The sequence below is a fragment of the Halomonas sp. M4R1S46 genome (assembly GCF_025725685.1).
Taxonomy (GTDB): Bacteria; Pseudomonadota; Gammaproteobacteria; order Pseudomonadales; family Halomonadaceae; genus Halomonas.
In genome coordinates, this window is sequence record NZ_CP107008.1 from 2,952,861 (window position 1) to 2,976,436 (window position 23,576).

At 70.9% G+C, this 23,576-nt stretch carries 19 protein-coding genes; 14 read left to right on the forward strand and 5 right to left on the reverse strand.

Annotation, left to right across the window (positions count from 1 at the left end; all coding sequences use genetic code 11):
* Positions 1 to 32: 32 nt before the first annotated feature.
* From fhuF to OCT48_RS13810, 3 genes are all read left to right on the forward strand, one after another.
* On the forward strand, positions 33 to 788 hold the full coding sequence (gene fhuF, locus OCT48_RS13800; protein ID WP_263589707.1) for a siderophore-iron reductase FhuF: 756 nt from the start codon (positions 33 to 35) through the stop codon (positions 786 to 788).
* The gene (locus tag OCT48_RS13805) at positions 785 to 1,729 is read left to right on the forward strand and encodes a helix-turn-helix transcriptional regulator (RefSeq protein ID WP_263589708.1); all 945 of its coding nucleotides are present in this window, start codon (positions 785 to 787) and stop codon (positions 1,727 to 1,729) included. The genes fhuF and OCT48_RS13805 overlap by 4 nt, the downstream gene beginning before the upstream one ends.
* Positions 1,730 to 1,833: 104 nt before the next feature.
* On the forward strand, positions 1,834 to 3,915 hold the full coding sequence (locus tag OCT48_RS13810) for a TonB-dependent siderophore receptor (protein WP_263589709.1): 2,082 nt from the start codon (positions 1,834 to 1,836) through the stop codon (positions 3,913 to 3,915).
* A 131-nt stretch (positions 3,916 to 4,046) separates the two neighbouring features.
* Here the strand turns inward: OCT48_RS13810 and OCT48_RS13815 are convergent, their stop codons facing one another.
* Positions 4,047 to 5,849 carry an ABC transporter ATP-binding protein gene (locus OCT48_RS13815; RefSeq protein ID WP_263589710.1) on the reverse strand — a complete coding sequence of 601 codons (1,803 nt, stop codon included), beginning with the start codon at positions 5,847 to 5,849 and terminating at the stop codon, positions 4,047 to 4,049.
* A 149-nt stretch (positions 5,850 to 5,998) separates the two neighbouring features.
* Here OCT48_RS13815 and OCT48_RS13820 point away from each other — a divergent pair, with 149 nt between their 5' ends.
* From OCT48_RS13820 to OCT48_RS13870, 11 genes are all read left to right on the forward strand, one after another.
* Positions 5,999 to 6,766: an ATP-binding cassette domain-containing protein gene (locus OCT48_RS13820; RefSeq protein ID WP_263589711.1), complete on the forward strand. Its 768-nt coding sequence runs from the start codon at positions 5,999 to 6,001 to the stop codon at positions 6,764 to 6,766.
* 14 nt (positions 6,767 to 6,780) lie between these two features.
* Positions 6,781 to 7,665, forward strand: a complete 885-nt coding sequence (locus tag OCT48_RS13825; RefSeq protein WP_318152509.1) for an iron-siderophore ABC transporter substrate-binding protein — start codon at positions 6,781 to 6,783, stop codon at positions 7,663 to 7,665.
* Entirely contained in the window at positions 7,655 to 9,667 is a 2,013-nt protein-coding gene (fhuB, locus tag OCT48_RS13830; protein WP_263589712.1) for a Fe(3+)-hydroxamate ABC transporter permease FhuB, read from the forward strand. Before OCT48_RS13825 ends, fhuB begins: the two co-directional genes overlap by 11 nt.
* Before the next feature lie 245 nt (positions 9,668 to 9,912).
* Positions 9,913 to 10,602, forward strand: a complete 690-nt coding sequence (locus OCT48_RS13835; RefSeq protein WP_263589713.1) for a DUF1007 family protein — start codon at positions 9,913 to 9,915, stop codon at positions 10,600 to 10,602.
* Positions 10,603 to 10,649: 47 nt separating this feature from the next.
* Entirely contained in the window at positions 10,650 to 11,633 is a 984-nt protein-coding gene (locus tag OCT48_RS13840; RefSeq protein ID WP_263592625.1) for a nickel/cobalt transporter, read from the forward strand.
* A gap of 350 nt (positions 11,634 to 11,983) precedes the next feature.
* Positions 11,984 to 14,128, forward strand: coding sequence for a TonB-dependent receptor (locus OCT48_RS13845; RefSeq protein ID WP_263589714.1), 2,145 nt, complete (start codon positions 11,984 to 11,986; stop codon positions 14,126 to 14,128).
* Positions 14,129 to 14,197: 69 nt separating this feature from the next.
* Positions 14,198 to 15,205, forward strand: coding sequence for an ABC transporter substrate-binding protein (locus OCT48_RS13850; protein ID WP_263589715.1), 1,008 nt, complete (start codon positions 14,198 to 14,200; stop codon positions 15,203 to 15,205).
* Positions 15,199 to 16,197, forward strand: a complete 999-nt coding sequence (locus OCT48_RS13855) for a FecCD family ABC transporter permease (RefSeq protein ID WP_263589716.1) — start codon at positions 15,199 to 15,201, stop codon at positions 16,195 to 16,197. Before OCT48_RS13850 ends, OCT48_RS13855 begins: the two co-directional genes overlap by 7 nt.
* Before the next feature lie 2 nt (positions 16,198 to 16,199).
* Positions 16,200 to 17,249, forward strand: coding sequence for a FecCD family ABC transporter permease (locus OCT48_RS13860; protein ID WP_263589717.1), 1,050 nt, complete (start codon positions 16,200 to 16,202; stop codon positions 17,247 to 17,249).
* A 293-nt stretch (positions 17,250 to 17,542) separates the two neighbouring features.
* Positions 17,543 to 18,391 (forward strand): ABC transporter ATP-binding protein, encoded by an 849-nt coding sequence (locus OCT48_RS13865; RefSeq protein ID WP_263589718.1) that lies wholly within the window; start codon positions 17,543 to 17,545, stop codon positions 18,389 to 18,391.
* On the forward strand, positions 18,388 to 19,299 hold the full coding sequence (locus OCT48_RS13870) for a sucrase ferredoxin (protein ID WP_263589719.1): 912 nt from the start codon (positions 18,388 to 18,390) through the stop codon (positions 19,297 to 19,299). The genes OCT48_RS13865 and OCT48_RS13870 overlap by 4 nt, the downstream gene beginning before the upstream one ends.
* A 154-nt stretch (positions 19,300 to 19,453) precedes the next feature.
* Here the strand turns inward: OCT48_RS13870 and OCT48_RS13875 are convergent, their stop codons facing one another.
* The 4 genes from OCT48_RS13875 to OCT48_RS13890 are packed head-to-tail and all read right to left on the reverse strand — an operon-like array spanning position 19,454 to position 23,550.
* The gene (locus OCT48_RS13875; RefSeq protein WP_263589720.1) at positions 19,454 to 20,605 is read right to left on the reverse strand and encodes a metal ABC transporter permease; all 1,152 of its coding nucleotides are present in this window, start codon (positions 20,603 to 20,605) and stop codon (positions 19,454 to 19,456) included.
* Complete coding sequence (locus OCT48_RS13880) at positions 20,605 to 21,753, reverse strand: metal ABC transporter permease (RefSeq protein ID WP_263589721.1); 1,149 nt, start codon at positions 21,751 to 21,753, stop codon at positions 20,605 to 20,607. Before OCT48_RS13880 ends, OCT48_RS13875 begins: the two co-directional genes overlap by 1 nt.
* The gene (locus tag OCT48_RS13885; RefSeq protein WP_263589722.1) at positions 21,750 to 22,532 is read right to left on the reverse strand and encodes a metal ABC transporter ATP-binding protein; all 783 of its coding nucleotides are present in this window, start codon (positions 22,530 to 22,532) and stop codon (positions 21,750 to 21,752) included. The genes OCT48_RS13880 and OCT48_RS13885 overlap by 4 nt, the downstream gene beginning before the upstream one ends.
* Positions 22,533 to 22,569: 37 nt before the next feature.
* Positions 22,570 to 23,550 carry a metal ABC transporter solute-binding protein, Zn/Mn family gene (locus OCT48_RS13890; RefSeq protein WP_263589723.1) on the reverse strand — a complete coding sequence of 327 codons (981 nt, stop codon included), beginning with the start codon at positions 23,548 to 23,550 and terminating at the stop codon, positions 22,570 to 22,572.
* Positions 23,551 to 23,576: the final 26 nt, after the last annotated feature.

Genomic DNA, 23,576 nt, shown 5'->3' on the forward strand with positions numbered 1-23,576 from the left:
GATTAGCATGTTTCCCTTTGGCTCGGTTCCGCATGCCCATGACCTCCGCGCTCACCCGACTCTACATCGGCCCCCTGGCGGGCCTGACACCGCCCCGGGTATCGGCGGCGCCCGGGCCCGAGCTTCTGGCCGCCCGCGAGCTGCTCGACCCGGCCTACCTGGACGCGCTGTTCGCCCGCTTCGGCGCCCGGTACGCCCATGGCGACCGCCGGGCGGTGGCCTCGCTGTGGTCCAAGTGGCACTTCAGCGGCCTGGCGGCCCACGGCCTGGCCGCCAACCTGCTGCTCGAGCGGGACCTGCCGCTGGGCCTGGACGCGCTGTCTCTCGAGCAGTCCGCCGAGGGCCAGACCACCGGCCTGGTCCTGCGCCACGCCGGCCGTCCGCTGTCCGAGCTCGGCGCCCTCTCGCGCTTCGCAACCCTGCTGGACGGCCACCTGACCCCGCTGGTCGAGGCCCTGGCCGCGGCCACCGGGGCCTCGACCAAGGTGTTCTGGAGCAACGCCGGCAACTACTTCGAGTACTTCGCCGGCGCCCTGGCCGGCCACCCCATGGCCTCACCGGACGTGGGCGAGCCCGCCCGGGCGCTGATGGAGAGCCGCACCCTGTCCGACGGCCGCCGCAACCCGCTCTATCGCCCGGTGCGCTACCTCACGCCCGCCGAGCCGGACAAGCCCACCCGGGTGCGCCGGCTGTGCTGCATCCGCTACCTGATCGACGAGCTTGGCTACTGCGGCAACTGCCCGCTGGCATGCCGGCGCGCCGGCAAGGCGGCGAAGGCGGCCGGATGAGCCTGCCCGACGCCGGCGTGCGCCCGCACACGCCCCGGGACCTGCAGGCCTATGGCCGGCGCTACGGCCTCGACTACCGGGTGCCGGGCCTCTCGCCCCGGGCCGAGGCGCCGGTGGTGCGCGGCGTGGTGCGCGAGTTCTCGCCGCGCCCGGGCATGCAGCTGGTCGCCTCCGACGTGGAGGTGCTGCACCGCTACGACTCCCGTTCCCGGGCGAACTCACCATTGTCGATCATCGTCCTGCTGGAGGGGCGGGCCGAGGTGGCCCTGGGCGATGGGCGTCCGCTGACGCTCTCCCCCGGCATGGCGCTGAGCCTGCGGCTCGAGGCCGACCAGGGTCTGGCGGCGTCCCAGCCCGCCGGCCAGCGCCTGCGCGCCCTGACCCTGAGCCTCGACGAGGCCTGCCTGGCCCGGCTGGGGACGGTCGCCCCGGAGCCAGGCGCCTCCCGCATGCATGCCTGGCCGTTACCCGAGCCGCTGCGCCAGGGCCTCGAGCAAGCCCTGGCCGCCCCGCTCCCCGACATGGCCCAGCGCCTGCTGCTCGAGGGACTGAGCCTCCAGTTGCTGGCCCATGGCGGCCGCATCGACGGGCCGGCGTCGGCTTCCGCGCCGCGCCTGGCGCCCCGGGAGCGTCGGCGCCTGGAGCGGGTCCGCGATGCCCTGCGCCAGGCGCCGGCCCGGGAGCATCGACTCGAGGCGCTGGCCGAGCTCGCCGCCATGAGTCCCGCCAGCCTGCGGCGCAAGTTCCGCGCGGCCTTCGGCCGCTCGGTGTTCGACTACCTGCGCGACTGCCGGCTGACCCTGGCCCGTGACTACCTGATCCAGGGCTTCAGCGTCCAGCAGGCCGCCCACTTCTCGGGATATCGCCACGCCAGCAACTTCGCCACCGCCTTCCGCCGCCACTTCGGCTACCCGCCGAGTTCCCTGCCATCGGCGAGCTGAGCACCCCGCATAGCCGGGTGAGCATCGCGCATACCCTGTCCCGACTACAAAAGGGAATAATTCTCATTACTCGAATGACATTCCCTATCCCGCAGGAAACCACCATGCCGACTCCCCGCCCCCTGGCGCTGGCGGTGTCGCTCGTGGCCGCCGGTGCATCGCTCGTCGCCCAGGCCCAGCAGACCGAACAGCTCTCGACCCTGACCGTCACCGGCCAGGCCGCCACCAAGACCGACACGCCCTTCAACGAGACCCCACAGTCGGTCTCGGTCATCGAGAACGAGCAGTGGGAGGCCCGGGGGGCAGAGACCGTGCAGCGCGCCGCCGCCTATACCCCGGGCGTCTACACCAACCAGGTTGGCGCCTCCAACCGCTACGACTACCTGGTGCTGCGCGGCTTCACCGACGGCAGCGTCAGCAACACCTTCCTCGACGGCCTCAAGGTGATGAGCGACGGCGGCTCCTTCAGCTCGCTGGTCATCGACCCTTACTTCCTGGAGCGCATCGAGGTGGTCAAGGGGCCCGCCTCGGTGCTCTATGGCCGCGCCTCCCCCGGCGGCCTGGTCGCCCAGACCAGCAAGCGCCCCGAGTTCGAGCGCAGCGGGGAGCTGCGCCTCGGCGCCGGCAACCACGCCCAGCGCAGTGCCGCCTTCGACCTCACCGGCCCGCTGGACGACGAGCGTCGGGTCGCCTTCCGCCTGACCGGCCTGGCCCGGGCCGCCGACACCCAGTTCGGCCCGGTGGAGGAGGAGCGCTACGCCTTCGCCCCCCAGTTGACCTGGGACATGACCGACGCCACCAGCCTGACCCTGCACGCCTACCTGCACCAGGATCCCGAGGGCGGCTACCATTCGGGCCTGCCCTTCGAGGGCACGGTGGTCGATCACGCCGGGCGTCGCATCGCCAACACCTTCTTCGAAGGCGAGGATGACTTCGACAGGTTCGAGCGCGAGCAGCAGATGGTGGGCTATGAGCTGGAGCATCGCTTCAACGACGCCCTGACCGGCCGTCAGAAGCTGCGCTACACCGAATCCGACGTCGAGCTCGAGCAGGTCTATGCCTTCGGCTGGGCCAGCGACACCGAGCTCAACCGCTTCTTCTCCAGCGGCGACGAGTCGCTCGAGGCCCTGACCCTCGACAACCAGCTCGAGGCACGTCTCACCACCGGGGGCGCCGAGCACACCCTGCTGGCCGGCGTCGACTACCAGCAACGCGACAACGACGTGGTCTGGGGCTCGGGCGCCTTCCCCGCCATCGACGCCTTCGATCCCGAGTACGGCGCCGAGCCTACCGCCATGTTCCCGGACATCCGCCGCCAGCGGGAGCTCGAGCAGACCGGCGTCTACCTCCAGGACCAGTTGGCCCTGGGGAACTGGCGACTGAACCTGGGCGGGCGCCATGACTGGGTGGATATCGCCAACACCGACCGCGACAGCGGCGTGACCCGCGAACTGGACGATACCCAGTTCAGCGGTCGCGCCGGGGTGCTCTATCTGTTCGACAACGGCCTGGCGCCCTATGCCAGCTACACGACCTCGTTCAGCCCGAATTCCGCCATCGACCGCAACGGCGACCTGATCGCGCCCTCCCGGGGCGAGCAGGTCGAAGCAGGGCTGAAGGTCCAGCCGGCCGGCACCCGGGATCGCTACAGCCTGGCGCTCTTCCATATCACCCAGGAAAACCTGGCCACCAAGCGTGCCAGCGAGACCTTCTTCCGCGCCACCGGCGAGATCGAGTCCCAAGGCGTCGAGCTGGAAGCCCATACCCGGCTGACCGAGAACCTGCGCCTGCAGGCCGGCTACAGCTACACCGACGTCACCCTCGAGAAGACCGGCAATGCCAACGAGGGCAACACCGACAATTGGGTGCCGCGCCACCAGGCCTCGCTGTGGGGACGGTACGCCTTCCGGCAGGGCGGGCTCACCGGCCTGGACGCCGGTCTCGGGGTGCGCTACTACGCCGACAGCTACGCCGACGAGGCCAATACCGAGACGCTGCCCAGCTACACCCTGGTCGATGCCACCCTGGGCTACGACCTGGCCGAGGTGGGCCTCGAGGGCGTCTCGGCCCGGCTCAACGTCAGCAACCTGCTCGACGAGGCGTACGTCGCCGGCTGCAGCGACCTCGACTTCTGCTACTTCGGCGCCGAACGCAGCATCAAGGCCACGGTCAGCTACAATTTCTGATCCGTCCTCCCTCCGGACGCGCCGGCAGCCCCAGGCTGCCGGCGTTTTTTCGTGCCCGGGACCGGGCGGTCGGTGGCGCGACACCGACGGCCGCTTACCGGCTGGGGGATCACGACGCGCGCCGAGGGCCGTCAGGCCAGGGGCGCGGCCGCCGCCTGGATCTCGCCGGTCTGCACCCGCCACTGGGCGGCGTAGCGACCGTCCCGGGCGAGCAGCTCGCCGTGGGTGCCGCGCTCGACCACCCGGCCGGCCTCGATGACGGCGATCTCGTCGGCATGGACGATGGTCGAGAGGCGGTGGGCGATCATGATCACGGTGCGGCCATGGCCGATGCGCTGGAGCGAGCGCTGGATGGCCGCCTCGGTCTCGTTGTCCACGGCGCTGGTGGCCTCGTCCAGCACCAGGATCGGCGGGTCCTTGAGCAGCGCCCGGGCCAGCGACAGGCGCTGGCGCTGGCCGCCGGACAGGCGCACGCCGCGCTCGCCCACCGGGGTGTCCAGCCCCTCTGGCAAGGCCTGGATGAAGTCCCAGGCCTCGGCGGTGCGCGCCGCCTCGACGATCTCGGCCTCCGCGGCGTCCGGCTTGCCGTAGGCGATGTTGTCGCGTACCGAGCCCTCGAACAGGTAGACGTCCTGGCTGACCAGGCCGATGGCCCGGCGCAGCGACTGCAGGCTCACCGAATCGACCGGCTGGCCGTCGATCCGCACCCGCCCCGCGTCGGGGTCATGGAAGCGCAGCAGCAGCTTGATCAGCGTCGACTTGCCGGAGCCCGTAGCGCCCACCAGCGCCAGGGTGTGCCCCGCCGGCACCGCCAGGTCGATGTCCTGGACCCCGGCGGCGCCCTCGCCGTAGCGGAAGGCGACCCGCTCGAAGGTCACCGCGCCGCGCACCGGCTCGGCCAGTTCGCGGCCGGCGTCGTCGCGCACTCGAATGGGAGTGGCCAGCAGGTCGAGGATGCGCCGGGTGCTGGCCATGGCGCGTTCGAACAGGTCGATGACCTGGGCCAGGCCGGTGAGCGGCCACAGCAGGCGCTGGGTAAGGAACACCAGCACCCCGTAGGCGCCCACGTTGAGCTCGCCGCGCAGCGCCATCATGCCGCCCACGGTGAAGGTGGCCAGGAAGCCGGTGAGGATCGCCATGCGGATCACCGGGATGAAGGCGGAGCTGATGCGGATGGCCCGCCGGTTGGCCTCCACGTAGGCCTCGCTGGCGGCCCTGAGGCGCTCGGCCTCGCGGGCCTCGGCGGTGAAGCTCTTGATGGTGGCGATGCCCGCCAGGTTGTTGGCCAGCCGGCTGGACAGGTCGCCGACCCGTTCGCGGACGTCGGCATACAGCGGCCCGGCCTTGCGCTGGAAGTAGAAGGCCCCCCAGACGATCAGCGGGATCGGGGTGAAGGCCAGCAGCGCGATCAACGGCGAGAGCACGAAGAACACCGCGCCCACCGCCACCACGGTGACGGCGACCTGGATCATGGCATTGGCGCCGCCGTCGAGGAAGCGCTCGAGCTGGTTGACGTCATCGTTCATGGTCGCCACCAGCTGCCCCGAACTCCGCGACTCGAAGAAGCCCATGTCCAGGCGCTGGGCGTGTTCGTAGGCGTCCTGGCGCAGGTCGGCCTGCAGGCGCTGGGCCAGGTTGCGCCAGAGGATCTGGAAGAGATACTCGAACAGCGACTCGCCGACCCAGATGAAGAAGGTCAGCCCGCCCAGCACCAGGATCTGCTGCTGGGCGGTGGTGAAGCCCAGCCCGGCGACGAAGCTCTCCTCCTGGTTGACCACCACGTCGATGGCCACGCCGATCAGGATCTCCGGGGCGATATCGAACAGCTTGTTGAGGATCGAGCAGACGCTGGCGGCGATGATGCGGCGCCGGTACCCCCGGGCATAGCGCAGCAGGCGCCCCAGGGCCTGGAAGCTGGAAGCAGTGGAAGACATCGGGCCTTTCCTCGTTGACGGAGGCCCAAGCCTACGGCAAGCACGGCGCCGGACCAACCGACAACATTGATAAGAATTCTCGTTTGTCTTACGCTTGGCCGCGCAATGGACCGCCCCCCGGTGGCGGCATCCCGCGAGCGGAGCCTCCCATGATCGAAACCCGTGCCGCCTCCTTCGAGGTCAACGGCCAGTGCCTGCTGCATCCCCTCGACCTCGCCTTCGAGCAAGGCGGGGTCCATGGCCTGATCGGCCACAACGGGTCGGGCAAGTCGACCCTGCTCAAGCTGCTGGCCCGCCAACAAGCCGCCAGCCGGGGCGAGCTGCGGCTGGACGACAAGCCGCTGACGGCCTGGGGCCATCGCGCCTTCGCCCGCCAGGTGGCCTACCTGCCCCAGCACCTGCCCGCCGCCGAGAACCTCACCGGGCGCGAGCTGGTGGGCTTCGGCCGCTATCCCTGGCACGGCCTGCTGGGCCGGCATGGCCGCGAGGACGAGGCGGCCATCGACCGCGCCCTGGCCCTGACCCACACCGAGCCCTTCGCCGACCGCCAGGTGGACACCCTCTCCGGCGGCGAGCGCCAGCGGGTCTGGCTGGCCATGCTGCTCGCCCAGGGCAGCCGCTTCCTGCTGCTCGACGAGCCCCTGGCGGCGCTGGATGTCGCCCACCAGGTGGAGGTGCTGGCCCTCACCCGCCGCCTGTGCCGGGAACTGGGCCTCGGGGTGATCATCGTGCTCCACGACATCAACATGGCCTCGCGCTACTGCGACCGCCTGGTGGCCCTGCACGGCGGCCGACTGCTGGCCCAGGGCACACCGGCGGAGATGATGAACGGCGACACCCTCAAGGCCATCTACGGCATTCCCATGCACGTCATGGCCCACCCGTCCGGCGAGCACCGCGTCGCCATCGCCCACTAGGCACGGAGGTCGCCTTGCTTCGCCTTCGCCGTCCCGACCGCCCCCCCTGGCGCCGCTGGATCGTCGCCCTGCTGACCGGACTCCTGGCCACTTCGGCCACGGCCGGCTCGCCCCGCCTCGCCACCCTCGACTGGACCCTGGCCGAGACCCTGGTGGCCCTGGGCACACCGCCCCGTGCCGTGGCCCAGGTCGAGGCCTATCACGCCTGGGTGGTCGAGCCCGCCCTGCCCGACACCACGACCGACCTGGGGCTGCGCAGCCAGCCCAACCTCGAGCGGCTGGCGAGCCTGGCGCCGGAGCGCATCCTGATCTCGCCGATGTTCGCCAACCTCGCCCCGCGTCTCGAGCGCATCGCCCCGGTGGAGAACCTGCCGCTCTACCGTCCCGGGCGCGACACCTGGACGGAGATGCGCGAGCTGACCCGCTCGCTCGGCGGCCTGGTCGGGCGTCCCGAGGCGGCGGCGCGGCTGATCGAGACGACGGAGGCCCGGCTCGACGCCCTGCGCCAGCGACTCGACGAGACGACACCGCCCCTGTTGATCGTGCAATTCATGGATAGCCGCCATGTGCGGGTGTTCGGCGCGGGCGGCCTCTACCAGGCGGTGCTCGACCGCCTGGGACTCGACAACGCCTGGAGCGGGTCGACCAACGCCTGGGGCTTCTCGCTGGTGGGCATCGAGGCGCTGGCCGGCCTCGACGCCCGTCTGGTAGTGGTGGAGCCCTACCCCGCCGGCGTCCACGAGACCCTGGCCGACAGCGGCCTCTGGCACCACCTGGTCGAAACGAGCCGGGACACGCCGATCGTCCTGCCCCCGGTGTGGAGCTTCGGCGCCCTGCCCTCGGCGTCGCGTTTCGCCGAGCGGCTGGTGACCGCCCTGGAGCACGACGATGCCGTCTGACGCCCTCGCCCCCCGCCGCCCGTGGCGCCCCCGGCTGACCCCGGGACGCCTCTGCCTGCCGCTCGCGCTCGGGCTGCTGATGCTCGGACTCGACCAGCTCCTCGCCGGCCCCGGCCTGGGGCCGGGGCTCGCCGCCCTGTTCAGCGCGCCGGACCGGGCCGAGGCGGCCGCGACGCTGGTGCTGCACTTCGCCTGGTGGCCGCGGCTGGCCATGGCCCTGCTCGCCGGCGGCGGCCTGGCACTCGCCGGCGTGTTGATGCAGCAGGTGCTGCGCAATCCCCTGGCCGCGCCCACCACCCTGGGCGTGGCCAGCGGCGCCAACCTGGCGCTGATGGCCGCGACCCTGATGGCGCCCGGCCTGCTGGGCCTGGGCCGGGAATGGGTGGCGCTGGCCGGTGGCGGCCTGGCCATGGGGCTGGTCCTCGCCCTGGCCTGGCGGCGCGGCCTGGCGCCGGTGGTGGTGGTGCTCGGCGGCCTGGTGGTCAACCTCTACTTCGGCGCCCTGTCCATGGTGCTGCTGCTCTTCCATCAGGAGGAGCTCAAGGGGCTGTTGATCTGGGGCGCCGGCTCGCTGGCCCAGAACGGCTGGCAGGACGCCGCCTTCCTTGCGCCGCGCCTGGCGCTGGGCGCGCTGGCCGCCGTCTGGCTGCTGCGCCCCCTGGCGGTGCTCGAGCTCGACGAGGCCGGCGCGCGGAGCCTCGGCGTGTCGCTCAAGCACCTGCGCCTCGCCGGCCTCGGCCTGGCCATCTTCCTCACCGGCTGCGTGGTCAGCGTGGTCGGGGTGATCGGCTTCATCGGCCTGGCCGCCCCCAACATCGTGCGCCTGGCCGGCGCCCGGCACCTGGGCGCGCGGCTCGCCTGGTCGACGCTGCTCGGCGCCCTGCTGCTGGCCACCACCGACCTGCTGCTGCAGCGCGTCTCGGGCAGCTTGCCCACCCTGATCCCCACCGGCGCCACCACCGCGGCCCTGGGCGCCCCCCTGCTGCTGTGGCTGATCCCGCGGCTGCGCCTGGGCGGCGAGGCCCCGCCCCGGGAGGCCCGAGCCATCGGTACCCGCCACCCGGCCCCCGGGCGCCTGGCCACCTGGCTGGCCCTGGGCCTGGCCGGGCTCGCCGTGGTCGCGCTGCTCGCCGGTCAGGCGGGAACCGGCTGGCAGTGGGCCGCGCCGACCGACTGGGCGCTGCTGCAGTGGCGTTTGCCCCGGGCCCTGGCCGCCGCCGGCTGCGGGGTGATGCTGGCCATCGCCGGCACCCTGATCCAGCGGCTCACCGCCAACCCCATGGCCAGCCCCGAGGTGCTGGGCATCAGCGGCGGCAGCGCCATCGCCCTGATGGGCGCCATCTTCCTGCTGCCCGCCCCGAGCAACCTGACCCTGGTGGCCGCCGGCACCCTCGGCGCCCTGGTCACCCTGGCGGTGCTGGTGGGGCTGAACCGCAGGAGCGGCTTCCAGCCGGAGCGGCTGCTGCTCACCGGGGTGGCCATCACGGCGCTGTTCGACGCGGTCAGGGCCGTGGTGCTGGCCGGCGGCGACCCCCGGGGCCAGCAGGTGATCGCCTGGCTGTCCGGGTCCACCTACTACGTCGACCTGACCAGCGCCCTGGTGGTGACCGCGGCGGCCCTGCTGCTGGCCCTGGCCGCCGCGCCGCTGACCCGCTGGCTGGACATCCTGCCGCTGGGCGGCGCCAGCGCCACCGCCCTGGGGCTGCCCCTGGCCCGCGCGCGACTGGTGCTGCTGCTGCTGGTGGCCCTGCTCACCGCCGGCGCCACCCTGGTGGTCGGCCCGCTGTCCTTCGTCGGCCTGCTGGCCCCGCACCTGGCCCGGCTGCTGGGCTTCTCGCGGGCCGGGGCGCACCTGCTCGGCGCCGCCCTGGCCGGAGCGCTGCTGATGGTGCTGGCCGACTGGCTGGGCCGCCAGCTGCTGTTCCCCGAGGAGATCCCCGCCGGCCTGGTGGCCTCGCTGCTCGGCGGCGCCTACTTCATGTGGGGGCTGCGGCGACTATGAACGATGTACGACCGAGAGCGATAGCCCGGGCTATCGCTGTTGGGCCAGACGAGGGGCGCCGGGGACAGATCGAAGAGGGGGTCCTACGCCATGGATGGCGTCGGTAGCGCCCAGGGAGGGGTTTACAGCGCCCCCTCGCAGACCTGTCGACGGATCAGCCCCGAGTGACAACCTTAACTGCGTCAACCCTGGGGCGGCATCGCCCCGCGTTGCCGCCCTCCCGCTGCTGCCATAGGATGTCGACCATGCCGCCTCCACGCACATCACGGGGCGAGGCCGGGCGCCGCCTCCTGGCCCTCGGCCTCGCCTGCGCCCTGGCTCTCTGGCCACGGCTGAGCCCGGCCCACCCTCACGGCTGGGTGGACGTCACGGTGCGCGTGCTGATGGATGAGCACGGCCGGGTCGAGGCCCTGCACCAACGCTGGCGCCTCGACCCCTTCTACAGTCAGCTGCTGCTGGAGGAACTGCGGGCCGCCCAGGGCGAGGCCCCGATGGAGGCCCGCCTCGACCAGCTCGGCGTGGAGATACGTCACAACCTGTCTCCACAGCACTACTTCACCCACGTCACCCGGAACGGAGAGGCGGTCGCGCTGGGCGAGGTCGACGACTTCACCACCCTGGCGCGAGACGGCCGCGTCGTCCTCATGTTCCGGCTGCCGCTGGCCGAGCCCCTGCCACTGGACCAGGCCGCGATGCACTACCGGATCTACGACCCGACCTACTATATCGAGGTGCTGCATGAGGCGGATGGCGAAATCCCCCGGGCGGACGCGCTGCGCGTGACGGGAGCCGACTGTGCCACGCGCATCATCGCCGCCGACCCCGACCCGGTCCAGGTCGCCGAGGCGGCGAGCCTGGACCGTGGCGAACAGGCGCCGGAGGGACTGGGACGCTTCTTCGCCGAAACCGGAGAGGTGCGATGCGACCTCCCCTAGCCACCTCCCGGGGCGCCGCGCCGCCGGCGCGTGACCCCGCGACGGCCATGCGTGGCGCCATGACACGCCCGTCCCGTCCCCGCTGGCGTTGGCTCGTCGGACTCGGCGTGCTGTCGATGGCGGTGATCGGCCTGGCCTGGTTCACCAGCGGCCAGGGCGTTGGCCTGCAGTTGGTCGCCTGGCAGCGAGATCTCCACCGCGCCCTGACGGAGGCGATCGCCTACCTCGACGCCGTGCCGAGTGCGACCGCCTGGATGAGCCTGTTCGGCCTCAGCTTCGGTTACGGCGTCTTCCATGCCGCCGGCCCCGGCCACGGCAAGGCGGTGCTCACCACCTATCTGCTCAGCCAGGGCGGCGCCTTGCGCCGTGCCCTGCTGCTCTCCTGCCTGGCCTCGCTGCTGCAGGCCCTGGTGGCCATTGCCCTGGTCACGGTGCTGGTCCATGGCCTGGGGTGGCTGACGCGCCAGGCCATGGGGTCGGTGGTCTGGCTGGAGCAGGCCAGCTATCTGCTGGTCGCGATGCTGGGGCTCTGGCTGTGCTGGCGCGCGCTGGCCCACTCGCGTCTCCTTCACCAGGCGACCGCCCATGACCACCACGAGTGTGACTGCGCCCACCATCTGACGCCCCGACAGGCCGATGACTGGCGTGGCGCCCTGGCCGTGGTGGCGTCGATCGGCATGCGGCCCTGCAGCGGCAGCGTCTTGCTGGTCGGGGCCGCCTCCCTGCTGGGCCACTACTGGGCCGGGGTGCTGGCGGTGCTGGCCATGGCCGCGGGTACGGCCCTGACGGTCTCGGCGCTGGCCCTGGCCAGCGTGATGGCCAGGGAATGGGCCGAGCGTCGCCTGCAGCGCTCACTGCGCTGGACAAGGCTCGCGCGATGCCTCCGGTGGGCCGGCTTCGCGGGGGGCCTGCTCATCCTGATCCTGGGTCTCTCCCTCTTCATGGCCGGCGTTCGAGCCCCCGCGGACATACCGCTTCTCGACGCACCGTCCCTGGGCCCTTCGCCCTCTTCCTCGCCATTCGGCGGGTAGTTCCCTGCCGAATGCCCGGCGACGGGCCAGGCGTCGCTCGTGCCTCGACGGGCAACCACTCAGACGCGATGGGCTGGGCTGCCGGTCCCGCGGCGCGACTCACCCTACTGGCACCAGTCGCCGCTGGCGGCGCTTCGCTCGTCGGGCCGAATCATGGCGGCCTTGCCGGATCGCTCGAAGCCAGTCGCTGGCCCCACGGTGATGAAGCGCCGCGTTGCACCCGCTAATGCAAAACATTATCATTCTGATGCGCATCAACACCAACTCGAACGACGCCCGCATCGGCCAGAACAATCATCCACCATGCCGATGCCTGTCACCCAGGATCAGACAAGGAACTTCCCTCGCTCATGCCCATCACCAGACAGCCTCGTCATGTGCGGCTGCTCCCCCTCATGCTGTGCTCCGCCCTGCCCGCCACGGCGCTTGCCCAGACCGATGCGAACGCCGAGGCCGAGCGCGCTTCCTCCGGCGGCGACGAGCTGAACCCCATCGTCGTCACCGCGACCCGCAACAAGAGCCTCGCCGGCGAGACCCCGCAGAAGGTCACCATCATCACCCGGGAGCAGATCGAGCAGCAGCTGGCGATCACCCAGGACCCCGGCCAGGTGCTCAGCAACCTGATCCCCTCCTACTCGCCCAGCCGCCAGAAGCTCTCCAATGCCGGCGAGACCTTCCGCGGGCGCTCCCCGCTGTTCCTGGTCGATGGCGTGCCCCAGAGCAATCCGCTGCGTGACAGCGCCCGCGACAGCTACACCATCGACCTCTCCATGGTCGAGCGCATCGAGGTGATCCACGGCGCCAGCGCCGAGCACGGCCTGGGCGCCACCGGCGGCATCATCAACTACGTGACCAAGCGCCCCGAGGGCGCCGGCGTCCGCCAGCATGCCGGGATCAGCCTGACCAGCGACGACGACTTCGAGTCGGAAGGCTTCGGCCACAAGCTGGACTATCGGATCAGCCGGCAGGACGGCGACTGGGACGTGCTGGCCGCGGCCAGCCGCCAGGAACGCGGGGTCTTCTTCGACGGCAACGACGAGCGGGTGGGCATCGCCTATCCCGGCGAGCTCCAGAACTCCACGAGCTACGACCTGCTGGGCAAGATCGGCTACTGGATCGACGACGACCAGAACATAGAGGCGTCCTTCAACCACTTCGAGCTGGAGGGCGAGGGCGACCATGTGCCGGTGCCCGGCGATCGCGACGCCGGCGTGCCGACCACCGCGCGCAAGGGTGATCCGGTGGGGGAGCCCGGCTACAACGATGTCACCACGGCCCGGCTGTCCTACTCCCATGCCGACTGGTTGGGCAACGAGCTGGACGCCCAGCTCTACACCCAGCGCTTCCGCGCCCGGTTCGCCACCACCCCCTACTTCCCCTACCAGGCCAACGGCGAGACTCGCTTCGACCAGACCCGCAACGAGTCCGACAAGGTCGGTGCCAAGTTCACCCTGTCCCGGGACGGCCTGCTGGACGACCGCCTGACCCTGACGACCGGCCTCGACCTGCTCCAGGACGAGACCCGGCAGATGCTGGTCCACACCGAGCGCACCTATGTGCCGGAAAGCCAGTTCCGCAACTACGCGGCCTTCCTGCAGGGCGACTATGACCTGACCGAGGCGCTGAGCCTGCACGCCGGGGTACGCCACGAGCAGGCCGAGCTGAACGTCGACGACTTCTCGACCATCGATCGCAGCAACGTCACCCAGGACAACGTCAGCGTCGACGGCGGCAACCCCGACTTCGACGAGACGCTGTTCAATGCCGGCCTGGTCTACCAGGCCACCGACTGGGCCCAGCTCTATGCCAACTACTCGGAAGGCTTCGGCATGCCCGACGTCGGCCGGGTGCTGCGCGGCATCGAGACGCCAGGCCAGGACGTCGACACCCTGCTGACGCTGCAGCCCATCGTCACCGACAATCGCGAGATCGGCGCCCGCTTCGACTGGGAGCGCTACGGCCTCGAGCTGAGCTACTACGAGTCGAACGCCGACTTCGGCGAGCGCCTCACCGAGGAGAACGGCGTCTGGGTCGGCAACCGCGAGAAGACCGAGATCCAGGGCTTCGAGATCACCGGTGAGGCCCAGCTGAACGATGCCCATAACCTGAGGCTGTCCTACACGCATGCCGAGGGCGAGTCGGACACCGACGGCGACGGCAACGTGGACACCGAGCTGACCGGCATCAATATCGCCCCGGACACCCTCAAGCTGGCCTGGAGCGCGGCCTGGAACCAGACACTGTCCTCGCACCTCCAGTACCGCTACTACTTCGACCGCAGCGTCGACGATCCCGAGCTCGAGTTCGAGGGCTACGGCCTGGTCGACGCCTCCCTGACCTACCGCCTGCCGGTGGGCCACGCCAGCCTGGGCATCGAGAACCTCACCGACGAGGACTACTTCACCTACTACTCCCAGGCGGCTCGGGTCAGCGACGACTACTACTTCAAGGGCCGCGGCCGCACCCTCACCCTGGGCTACCAGCTCGACTTCTAGGGTGAGGCCGGAGTGAAGAGTTGCACACGGACCCGACGCCGGTGGCTGAGGGTACTGCTGGTGGCCCTCATGCCGTGGGGGCCCATCGCCTTCGCCGACGACGATACCCAAGGCAGGCGCAGCGTCGCCAATGCGTTCGGCGACACGCCCATCCCCGCCACCCCGCAGCGCGTCGCCACCCTCTACCAGGGCGCGACGGACAGCGCGGTGGCGCTGGGCATCACGCCGGTCGGCGTCGTCGACTCCTGGCTGGAAAGGCCCATGTATCGCTACCTGCGTGACGCCCTGGCCGGCGTGGAGCACGTCGGCCTGGAGACCCAGCCCAACCTGGAGAAGGTGGCCTGGCTGGACCCCGACCTGATCGTGGCCACGCGCTTTCGCCACGAGCGGGTCCGGCCACTGCTGGAGAAGATCGCGCCGACGGTCGCCACCGGCAGCGTCTTCGACTTCAAGGCCACCCTGGCGCTGCTGGCCGAGGCCACGGGGCGGGAGGCCCGCGCCCGCGAGTGGTTGCGGGACTGGGACGAGCGCGTGGCGGACTTTCGCCGGCGAATCGCCGACACGCTGGGCGACGACTGGCCGCAGAAGGCCGCCGTGGTCCGCTTCAAGAGCGACCATGTGCGCATCTACTCCACGGGATTCGCCGGCTCCATCCTGGATGAGCTGGGGTTCGAGCAGCCGGAGTCCGTGCACGACCAAGGCTGGGGCATGAAGCTGACCAGCGAGGAAAACATCCCGGTCATGAATGCCGACGTGATCTTCGTGCTGCTGGAGCCGGACGATCCCGCCATCGCCCAGAACTACCGGCACTGGACCGCCCATCCCCTCTGGCAGCGACTGGACGCCGTGCAGCACGCACGCGTCTTCGAGGTGGATGCGGTGAACTGGATCATGGGCGGCGGCATCCTGGCCGCCAATGCCATGCTGGATGACCTCTACCGCCATTACGGGCTGGATACCCCCCGCGGGCCCGCGACGCCTGCGCCGGATACCCCGTCGGGAGTGGCGCCCAGCGCCGCCTGCGCCGCTGATACCGCCGCGATGTCCCCCAGAGACGAGGAGCCCGCCGCATGCTGAGTGGCCGCCTTTCCCGGGTCGCGGGGCTGCTGCTGGGCATGGCGCTGGTCGCGGCGGCCTTCGCGGCGAGCGTCATGCTGGGCACCACGGAGATCGCCCCGCCGACCTTCGCCCAGGCACTGGTGCACTACGACCCCGTCCGGGTCGCGCATATCATCATTCGCACGGAGCGCCTGCCGCGCGCGGTCATCGCCGCCCTGGTCGGCGCGAGCCTGGCCATCGCCGGGGCCCTGATGCAGACCATGACCCGCAATCCCCTCGCCTCGCCGGGCATCCTGGGGATCAACGCCGGGGCCATGTTCTTCGTGGTGATCGCCGTCTCGCTGCTGCCCCTCCATACGCCGGCCGACTATGTCTGGGCGGCGCTGCTGGGGGCCCTGGTCGCGGCCGGCCTGGTGGCGATGCTGAGCCGCGGTCGCCAGGGGGAGCTGTCGCCGCTGCGGGTCGTGCTGGCGGGGGTGGCCATCACCGCCATGTTCGTCTCGTTCAGCCAGGGCCTGCTGATCATCGACCGCCAGAGCTTCGAGAGCGTGCTGTACTGGCTGGCCGGTTCCGTCTCCGGACGCGAGCTGTCGCTGGTGGTGCCGCTGCTGCCGCTCTTCGGCGGCGCCCTGCTGCTGTGCGCCCTGCTCGTCAGGCACGCCAATGCCCTGATGCTGGGCGATGACATGGTCAAGGGCCTCGGCATGCGCGCCGGCACCATCAAGCTGCTGCTCGGCCTGGTGGTGATCCTGCTCGCCGGCAGTTCGGTCGCGCTCGCCGGCATGATCGGCTTCGTCGGTCTCATCGTCCCGCACATGGCGCGGGGGCTCTTCGGCGTCGACCACCGCTGGCTGCTGCCGGCCTGTGCCCTGCTGGGCGCGAGCCTGTTGCTGCTGGCCGATGTGGCCTCGCGCTTCCTGATGCCCCCTCAGGATGTCCCGGTGGGGGTGATGACCGCCCTGATCGGCACGCCCTTCTTCATCTATCTGGCGCGCAGGAAGCCGGCCTGACCATGACGCACTCCCCTTCCCTGAAATACGTGGGCGACGGCACCCTCGCTGCCCACCGGACTCGCGATCTCGGCATCATGGCCCTGCTCGGGCTGTTGCTGGTGGCCAGCATGGGCCTGTCGCTCGCCCTCGGCAGTTTCCCCACCCCGTTCGGCAAGGTGTTGCACGCGCTGGCCGCGCCCGAGGACAGCGACATCGCCTTCATCGTCCGGGAGCTGCGCCTGCCGCGCATCGTGCTGGCCGTGCTGGTGGGGGCGGCCCTGGCCGTGGCCGGCGCCATCCTGCAGGGCATCGTGCGCAACCCCCTGGCCTCGCCGGACGTGATCGGCATCACCAGCGGCGCCGCCATGGCCGCCGTGGCCTTCCTGGCGATTTTCGGCACCGGCCTGAGCATCCATTGGCTGCCGGCCGCCGCGCTGCTCGGCGCCCTGCTGTCTGCCCTGCTGGTGTTCTTGCTGGCCTGGAAGCGCGGCATCACGCCCTCGCGCCTGGTGCTGGTCGGCATCGGGCTCTCCGCGGCGATGGGCGCCGTGACCACCCTGCTGATCGTGATCAGCGACGATGCCGCCGCCATGGCCGCCTATGTGTGGCTGACCGGCAGCCTCTACGCCGCCCAGTGGCAGGACGTGCTCGGCATGCTGCCCTGGCTGCTGGTCGCCGTCCCCCTGTGCCTGACCCGGGCACGGCACATGGATGCCATGGCGCTGGGGGATCATGTGGCCCAGGGGCTGGGCGTGAACGTCTTGCGCAGCCGGCTGGTGCTGATGGCCTGCAGCGTGGCACTGGCGGGCGCGGCCGTGGCCTTCGCCGGGGGGCTCAGCTTCGTGGGCCTGATCGCGCCCCATATCGCCGCCCGCCTGGTGGGGCGGGGCCTCGCCCGGCTGGTGCCCGCCGCCGCCCTGATCGGCGCCCTGATCGTGCTCTACGCCGACCTGCTCGGCCGGGTGGCGTTCCTGCCCGAGGACCTGCCCGCCGGCATCTTCGTCTCGGGCGTGGGCGCGCCCTTCTTCGTCTATCTGCTGCATCGGACCCGCGTTGTCACTCGGGGCTGATCCGTCGACAGATCTACGAGGGGGCGCTGTGGACCCGTCCCTAGGCGCTACTTTTTCCCTGCGGCGCTCTCGCGTCCTGCTTCACTTGCAGGACCCGGGTTGGCCTTCCATGGCCAACCCGTTCGGCGGAGTCCGCCTCACCCATGGCAAAAGACCCCCTCTTCGATCTGTCCCCGGCGCCCCTCGTCATGCCCAACGGCGATAGCCCTGTGGGGATTCCGGCAGACATTGCAAATGAGAATGTTTTGCCTTACCGTGCTCCGACTCAGGAACCACACCGGCGAGCCCCTCCCATGCCCTCGATCCCTGCCACGCCGCCTCGACTGACGGGCGAAGCCCTGCGCGCCGGGTACGAGTCCCGACGCGTCCTGGACGGCGTCGATCTGGCGGTGGCCGAGGGCAAGCTGACGGTGCTGCTCGGCCCCAACGGGAGCGGGAAGTCGACACTGCTGAAGACGCTGGCGCGAACCCTGACGCCCAGTGCCGGGCGAGTCTGTCTCGATGGCCAGGATATCCACCGCCGCAATACGCGAGAGGTGGCCCGCCGCCTGGGCATCCTGCCGCAGGGCCCTTCCGCCCCGGAGGGACTGACGGTCAGGCAGCTGGTCGGCATGGGACGCTTTCCCCACCAGCGGTTGTGGCGACAGGATGCCGCGCAGGATGCCCGCGCCATCCGCGAGGCGATGGCCTATGCCGATGTCACCGACCTCGCCGACCGCGGTGTCGACGCGCTCTCCGGCGGCCAGCGGCAGCGCTGCTGGATCGCCATGGTGCTGGCCCAGGAGACGGATCTGATCCTGCTCGATGAGCCCACCACCTTCCTCGATCTCAAGGTGCAGGTGGACCTGCTGGACCTGCTGTCTCGCCTGGCCCACGAGCACGGCCGCACCCTGCTGCTGGTGCTGCATGACCTGAACCTGGCGGCGGCCTACGCGGATCGCCTGGTCATGATGCGCGACGGGCGCATCGTCACCAGTGGCACGCCGGAGGCGGTGTTCACCGCCGACAACCTGAAGCGGGTCTTCGACCTCGACGCCCACGTCATCCGCGACCCCCACAGCCAGGCCCTGGTGTGCGTGCCCAGCCTGTCGCGAGGCGCCTCTGCCACGGACCCTGCACACGACGCCCGGGTGGCGATATGAACCAACGCTTCTGCGCCGTCGAGAGCACCGCCGTCGGCGACCCGCTGGCAGGCACCGCCACCCATGCCGAACGCAACCTGCTGCTCGCCTGGCCGCGGGCCAAGTGGCGCCGCAACCTGCGCCACGCCAGCGACATGCCCGAGGCCGTCTCCGAACGGCTCGATGCACTGGCCGCCGCCGGTCGCCGGGTCAACCTGATCCACCGTCGAGACCGGCCCAGCCACCGCCACCGCCTCTACCTGATGCCCGAGAACCGCGGCTTCGAGGTCGAGCGCGAGGCGTTGCCCGACTTCCTGACGGCCTTCGAACGCGGCGACTCGCTCGCCCGCTGGGCAGCCGAGCCGCCCGCGGGCGCGCTGCTGCTGTGTTGCACCCACGGCAAGAAGGACAAGTGCTGCGCCAAGTTCGGCTTCGCCGCCTACAAGGCCCTGGCCGCGGCGGTGGTGGATCGCGACCTGCCCTTCGAGGTGTGGGAGAGCAGCCACCTCGGCGGCTGCCGGTTGGCGGCCAGCGCCATGCTGTTCCCGGCCCTGCGCAAGTATGGTCGCATCGGCGCCGAGGACGTGGGGCCTCTGCTCGAGGCCGAGGCCCGCGGCCGACCCTACCTGCCCTGCTACCGGGGTGACGCCCGGCTCACGCCGGTGGCGCAGTGCGCCCAGTTGGCCGCCCTGGAGTGGCTCGAGGCGCGGGGGCATTCGGCCACCCCGCACCTGGCGGACGACGCCGGCGATACCGACTCCCGGCGCCTGGTGTTCGGCTGGCGGGACGGCGCCCGGGGAGGCCGGCTCGCCGTGACCTGCCGCTCCGACACGGTGGTGCGCCTCGATACCTGCGCCGACCTGGAGGGCGATGGCGCCACGCCGAGCGAAGTGTGGCGCGCCACGGGGGTCGAGCCCCTGCCGACATAGGCGGCATATCGGTCCGCCCAACACGCCCGCGAAACGGGCGTGTCCGGCCTGCCTCTGCCGATGGCCATCGTAGGGCGGGTAAGCGAGCCTGCAAGCGCACCCGCGATGGCCGCGTGCCGGCACCGAGAGATCACGGCTGGCGCTTATCTACGAACTAACGGCCTCCCGCGCGCTCTCCCCGACGCCCCGGCTCGAGGATCTCCCGAGCCAGCTCGCGACCGGCCTGGGTCAGGCTCAGGGCCTCGCCGGCGCGCACGATCAGGCGCCGCTCGCAGCTGCGCTCCACCACCCGGCGGGCCCTGGCGTCGTCCCACAGCAGGTGTTCGCGCAGCGCCCGGGTGACGTTCTCCTCGTGCTGCTCCGGGCTGCCCTCGTGATTGTAGAGGTGCACGGCCAGGGTGCGGATCTCGTTGAGCCGACGCTGGCCGCGGCGTTGCAGCCACTGGGCGACGAGGCCATAGCGGGGACCGGCGAGGAAGGCCAGCATCAGCAGGACACCGGTCATCACCGCCATCATGCCGCCGATGGAGACGTTCCAGGCCACCGCCAGATAGTAGCCGGCGACGCTGGCGGCGATGGACACCAGGGTGCCGTAGAGGAACATCAGCCACAGCCGGTCGGTGAGCAGGTAGGCGGTGGCGGGCGGGACGATGACGAAGGCCACGAAGAGCACCGCCCCCACGGCGTCGAAGGCCGCCACCGCCGTGCCGCTGGTCAGCAGCAGCAGGCCGTAGAAGAGCACCCCGGGCGCCAGCCCCAGGGCCCGGGCCAGGGTCTCGTCGAAGGTGGCGAGCTTGAGCTCCTTGTAGAAGAGCCCGACGAAGGCGGCGTTGAGCAGCGTCATCGCGCCCATGGACAGCAGCGCCCGGGGCACCCGGACATCGCCGAGGGTGACGGTATCCAGCCAGACGAAGCCGATCTCGCCGAGCAGCACCGTGTGGGTGTCGATGTGCACGTCCCGGGCGTAGAGGTTGAGCAGCAGCACGCCGATGGAGAACAGCACCGGGAACACCAGGCCGATGGCGGCGTCCTGCTTGACCCGGCGGGTCCGCACCAGCAGCTCGGTGAGCACCACGGTGAGCAGCCCCGTGAGGGCGGCGCCGAGGATCTGCAGCGGGCCGCTCTGCTGGTGGGTGAGCAGCCAGACGATGACGATGCCGAAGACGATGGCGTGACCGATGGCATCGGAGAGCATGCTGTTGCCGCGCAGCACCAGGAAGGTGCCCACCAGGGAGGAGGCGATCCCCACCAGGGCGCCCACCAGCATGATCATCAGCGGCACGTTGTCGAACAGCGCGGCCAGCATCAGCTGCCCTCCCCGCTCAGCGAGGCCAGGATGCGCTCGGCCTCGGCGATGCCGGCCGGCGTCAGCACCCAGCGACGCTCGGGGCCGGGCTCGCCGGGGCGCGCCTCGCCCCATTCCACCAGGCCGCGGCGCTCGAGCTTGCGCAGCGCGGCCCGGGTGCCCAGGCCATGGTAGGTGTCGAGCATGCCCTGCTCGGAACGATAGACGGGATCCTCGTGGTGGGCGGCGAGCCGGTAGAGGGTGGTCAGCACCTGCTGGTCGCGCAGCCGGCGCCGCCCCCGCCACAGCCGCAACGCCTCCCAGATCAGGCCGCGCCCCGGGGCCAGGGTGATCGACACCAGCACCGCCACGGAGACGCTGAGGATGATCAGCGGGCCGGTGGCCAGTCCCCGGGACAAGGCGCTGAGCAGCGCGCCGAACACGCCGCCGGCCACGCCGATGGCCGCGGCGAGCCATACCATGTCCTCGAGGCGATGGCTCCACTGGCGGGCCGCCACCGCCGGGGCGATGACCATGGCCGCCATCAGCACCACCCCCACCATCTGCAGGCCGACCACCACGGCCAGCGCGATCATCACGGTGAGCAGCACCTCGAGCCAGACCACCGGCATGCCCAGGGAGGCGGCGAACTCCGGGTCGAAGGTGACCAGCTTGAACTCCTTCCACAGGGCCGCCACCAGCGCCAGCGCCGCCAGCGTGATACCGCCCATGATCCAGACGTCCGAACGCAGCGTGGCCGCCGCCTGGCCGAACAGGAAGGCGTCGAGGCCGCCCTGGGCGGCGTTGTTCATGCCCTGGATATGGGTCAGCAGCACCACGCCCAGGGCGAAGAAGACGCTCAGGGCGATGCCCAGGCCGGCATCGGTCTTGAGCCGGCTCATGCGGGTCAGCAACAGCATCAGCAGGGCGGCCAGGGCCCCGGTGGCGAGTGCCCCGAGCAGGATACTGCCCATGTGCCGGGTGCCGGCGATGATGAAGCCCAGGCAGACGCCCGGCAGGGCGGCATGGGACATGGTGTCGCCGAGCAGGCTCTGCTGGCGGAGCACCGCGAAGCTGCCCAGTACCCCGCTGATCAGCCCCAGCAGGGCCGCCCCGGCCACCACGTTCTGGATGGTGTAGTCCTGCAGGAGGGCGAGGAAGCCCGTCATGAGCCGGAGGCCTGGTTGGACAGGAAACCGGTCTCGTCGAGCAGGGCGATCTGGCCGCCATAGGCCCGCTTGAGGTTCTCGGCGGTATAGACGTCGCGCACCGGCCCCTGGGCGATGACCCGCACGTTGAGGATCAGCAGCCAGTCGAAGTAGCTGCGCACCGTCTGCAGGTCATGGTGGACGACGATCAGCGTCTTGCCGTCGTCGCGCAGGCGGCGAAGGATATCGACGATGGCCCGCTCGGTGGTGGCGTCGACCCCGGCCATGGGCTCGTCCAGGAAGTAGACGTCGGCCTGCTGGACCAGCGCCCGGGCCAGGAAGACCCGTTGCTGCTGGCCGCCGGAGAGCTGGCTGATCTGGCGGCGGGCGAAGTCCGCCATGCCGACCTGCTCCAGGGCCGCCATGGCCTCGTCGCGTTCCCGCCGCCCCGGGCGCTTGAGCCAGCCCAGCCGGCCGTAGAGCCCCATGGTGACCACGTCCAGGGCGGTGGTGGGGAAGTCCCAGTCGACGCTGGAGCGCTGGGGCACGTAGCCCACCCGCCGGCGGCGGGCCTTGTAGGGCAGCCCGAACAGCCGCACATGGCCGGCCACCGTCGGTACCAGCCCCAGCACGCTCTTGATCAGGGTGCTCTTGCCGGCGCCGTTGGGGCCGACGATGCCCGCCATCACCCCGGGCGGCACGTCGAAGTCGATGTCCCACAGCACCGGCTTGCTCTGGTAGCTGACGGTCAGGTCCTCGATGTGCAGGGCGAGGCCCGGTTCATGCAGCGACTGGGTCATGGTGGTGCCTTCCTCTTCCCGGCGGGCCGAAGGTCCGCTATTGCAGGGGAACGTCCCAGCGCTCGGCCCACTCGCCCAGGGCCTCGGGCAGCGGCGCCGGGGTGCCGCCGAGCGCCTCGACGATGTGCCGGGTATTGGCGTAGAGCATGCCGATATAGGTGCCGTCGGCGGTGCCGGCCTCGCCCATGGCGTCGGAATAGAGCTGGCCGCCGATCTCCACCTCCTGGCCCCGCTGGCGAGCGGCATCGATCACCGCCTGGACGGTGCGCGGGTTGATGGTGCTCTCGATGAACACCGCCGGCACCTCACGCTTCACCACCACCTCGGTCATGGCACGGATATCGGCCACGCCGGTCTCGGTCTCGGTGCTGATGCCCTGGATGCCGGCGACCTCGATGCCGTAGGCGCGGCCATAGTAGTTGAAGGCGTCGTGGGCGGTGACCAGGATGCGCTGGGCCTCGGGGATGGTGGCGATGCTCTCGCCGATCCAGGCGTGGAGCGCCTCGAGCTGGCGGCCAAAGGCCTCGGCGTTGGCCTGGATCGCCGCCTCGCATTCGGGTCGCGCCTCGCTGAGGGCCGCGGCGATGGTGGGCAGGGTCCTGGCCCACAGCGAGACGTCCATCCACAGGTGGGGGTCGATGCCGTAGACGTCCTGGACGGTGATCAGGTCGGCGGGCTCGATGGAAGACGGCGCCACCGCCAGGGTCGGCTTGATCTCGGAGAAACGCCCCAGCACCTCGCCGAGCTGGCCCTCCAGGGAATAGCCCGAGTAGAAGATCATCTCGGCCTCCTGGAAGGTCGCCACATCCCGGGCACTGGCCTGGTAGAGATGGGGATCGACCCCCGGCCCCATGATGGCCGTGACCGTGACGCAGTCCCCCCCGACCCGCCGGGCCACGTCGCCGATCATGCCGGTGGTGACCACCGCCTCCACGGGCGCGGGCGGCTGGGCGCCGGCCCCGCCGGCTGCCAGCCACAGCGGCACCAGCATCCCCATTGCCCATCGCCCGACTCTCATCGCGTCTCTCCCGAAGCCATGCATTG

Bases quoted from the DNA above. Each gene is read 5' to 3' on its own strand.
- fhuF (WP_263589707.1), top strand. From the start codon at position 33: ATGCCCATGACCTCCGCGCTCACCCGACTCTACATCGGCCCCCTGGCG.
- OCT48_RS13805 (WP_263589708.1), top strand. From the start codon at position 785: ATGAGCCTGCCCGACGCCGGCGTGCGCCCGCACACGCCCCGGGACCTG.
- OCT48_RS13810 (WP_263589709.1), top strand. From the start codon at position 1,834: ATGCCGACTCCCCGCCCCCTGGCGCTGGCGGTGTCGCTCGTGGCCGCC.
- OCT48_RS13815 (WP_263589710.1), bottom strand. From the start codon at position 5,849: ATGTCTTCCACTGCTTCCAGCTTCCAGGCCCTGGGGCGCCTGCTGCGC.
- OCT48_RS13820 (WP_263589711.1), top strand. From the start codon at position 5,999: ATGATCGAAACCCGTGCCGCCTCCTTCGAGGTCAACGGCCAGTGCCTG.
- fhuB (WP_263589712.1), top strand. From the start codon at position 7,655: ATGCCGTCTGACGCCCTCGCCCCCCGCCGCCCGTGGCGCCCCCGGCTG.
- OCT48_RS13835 (WP_263589713.1), top strand. From the start codon at position 9,913: ATGCCGCCTCCACGCACATCACGGGGCGAGGCCGGGCGCCGCCTCCTG.
- OCT48_RS13840 (WP_263592625.1), top strand. From the start codon at position 10,650: ATGCGTGGCGCCATGACACGCCCGTCCCGTCCCCGCTGGCGTTGGCTC.
- OCT48_RS13845 (WP_263589714.1), top strand. From the start codon at position 11,984: ATGCCCATCACCAGACAGCCTCGTCATGTGCGGCTGCTCCCCCTCATG.
- OCT48_RS13850 (WP_263589715.1), top strand. From the start codon at position 14,198: ATGCCGTGGGGGCCCATCGCCTTCGCCGACGACGATACCCAAGGCAGG.
- OCT48_RS13855 (WP_263589716.1), top strand. From the start codon at position 15,199: ATGCTGAGTGGCCGCCTTTCCCGGGTCGCGGGGCTGCTGCTGGGCATG.
- OCT48_RS13860 (WP_263589717.1), top strand. From the start codon at position 16,200: ATGACGCACTCCCCTTCCCTGAAATACGTGGGCGACGGCACCCTCGCT.
- OCT48_RS13865 (WP_263589718.1), top strand. From the start codon at position 17,543: ATGCCCTCGATCCCTGCCACGCCGCCTCGACTGACGGGCGAAGCCCTG.
- OCT48_RS13870 (WP_263589719.1), top strand. From the start codon at position 18,388: ATGAACCAACGCTTCTGCGCCGTCGAGAGCACCGCCGTCGGCGACCCG.
- OCT48_RS13875 (WP_263589720.1), bottom strand. From the start codon at position 20,605: ATGCTGGCCGCGCTGTTCGACAACGTGCCGCTGATGATCATGCTGGTG.
- OCT48_RS13880 (WP_263589721.1), bottom strand. From the start codon at position 21,753: ATGACGGGCTTCCTCGCCCTCCTGCAGGACTACACCATCCAGAACGTG.
- OCT48_RS13885 (WP_263589722.1), bottom strand. From the start codon at position 22,532: ATGACCCAGTCGCTGCATGAACCGGGCCTCGCCCTGCACATCGAGGAC.
- OCT48_RS13890 (WP_263589723.1), bottom strand. From the start codon at position 23,550: ATGAGAGTCGGGCGATGGGCAATGGGGATGCTGGTGCCGCTGTGGCTG.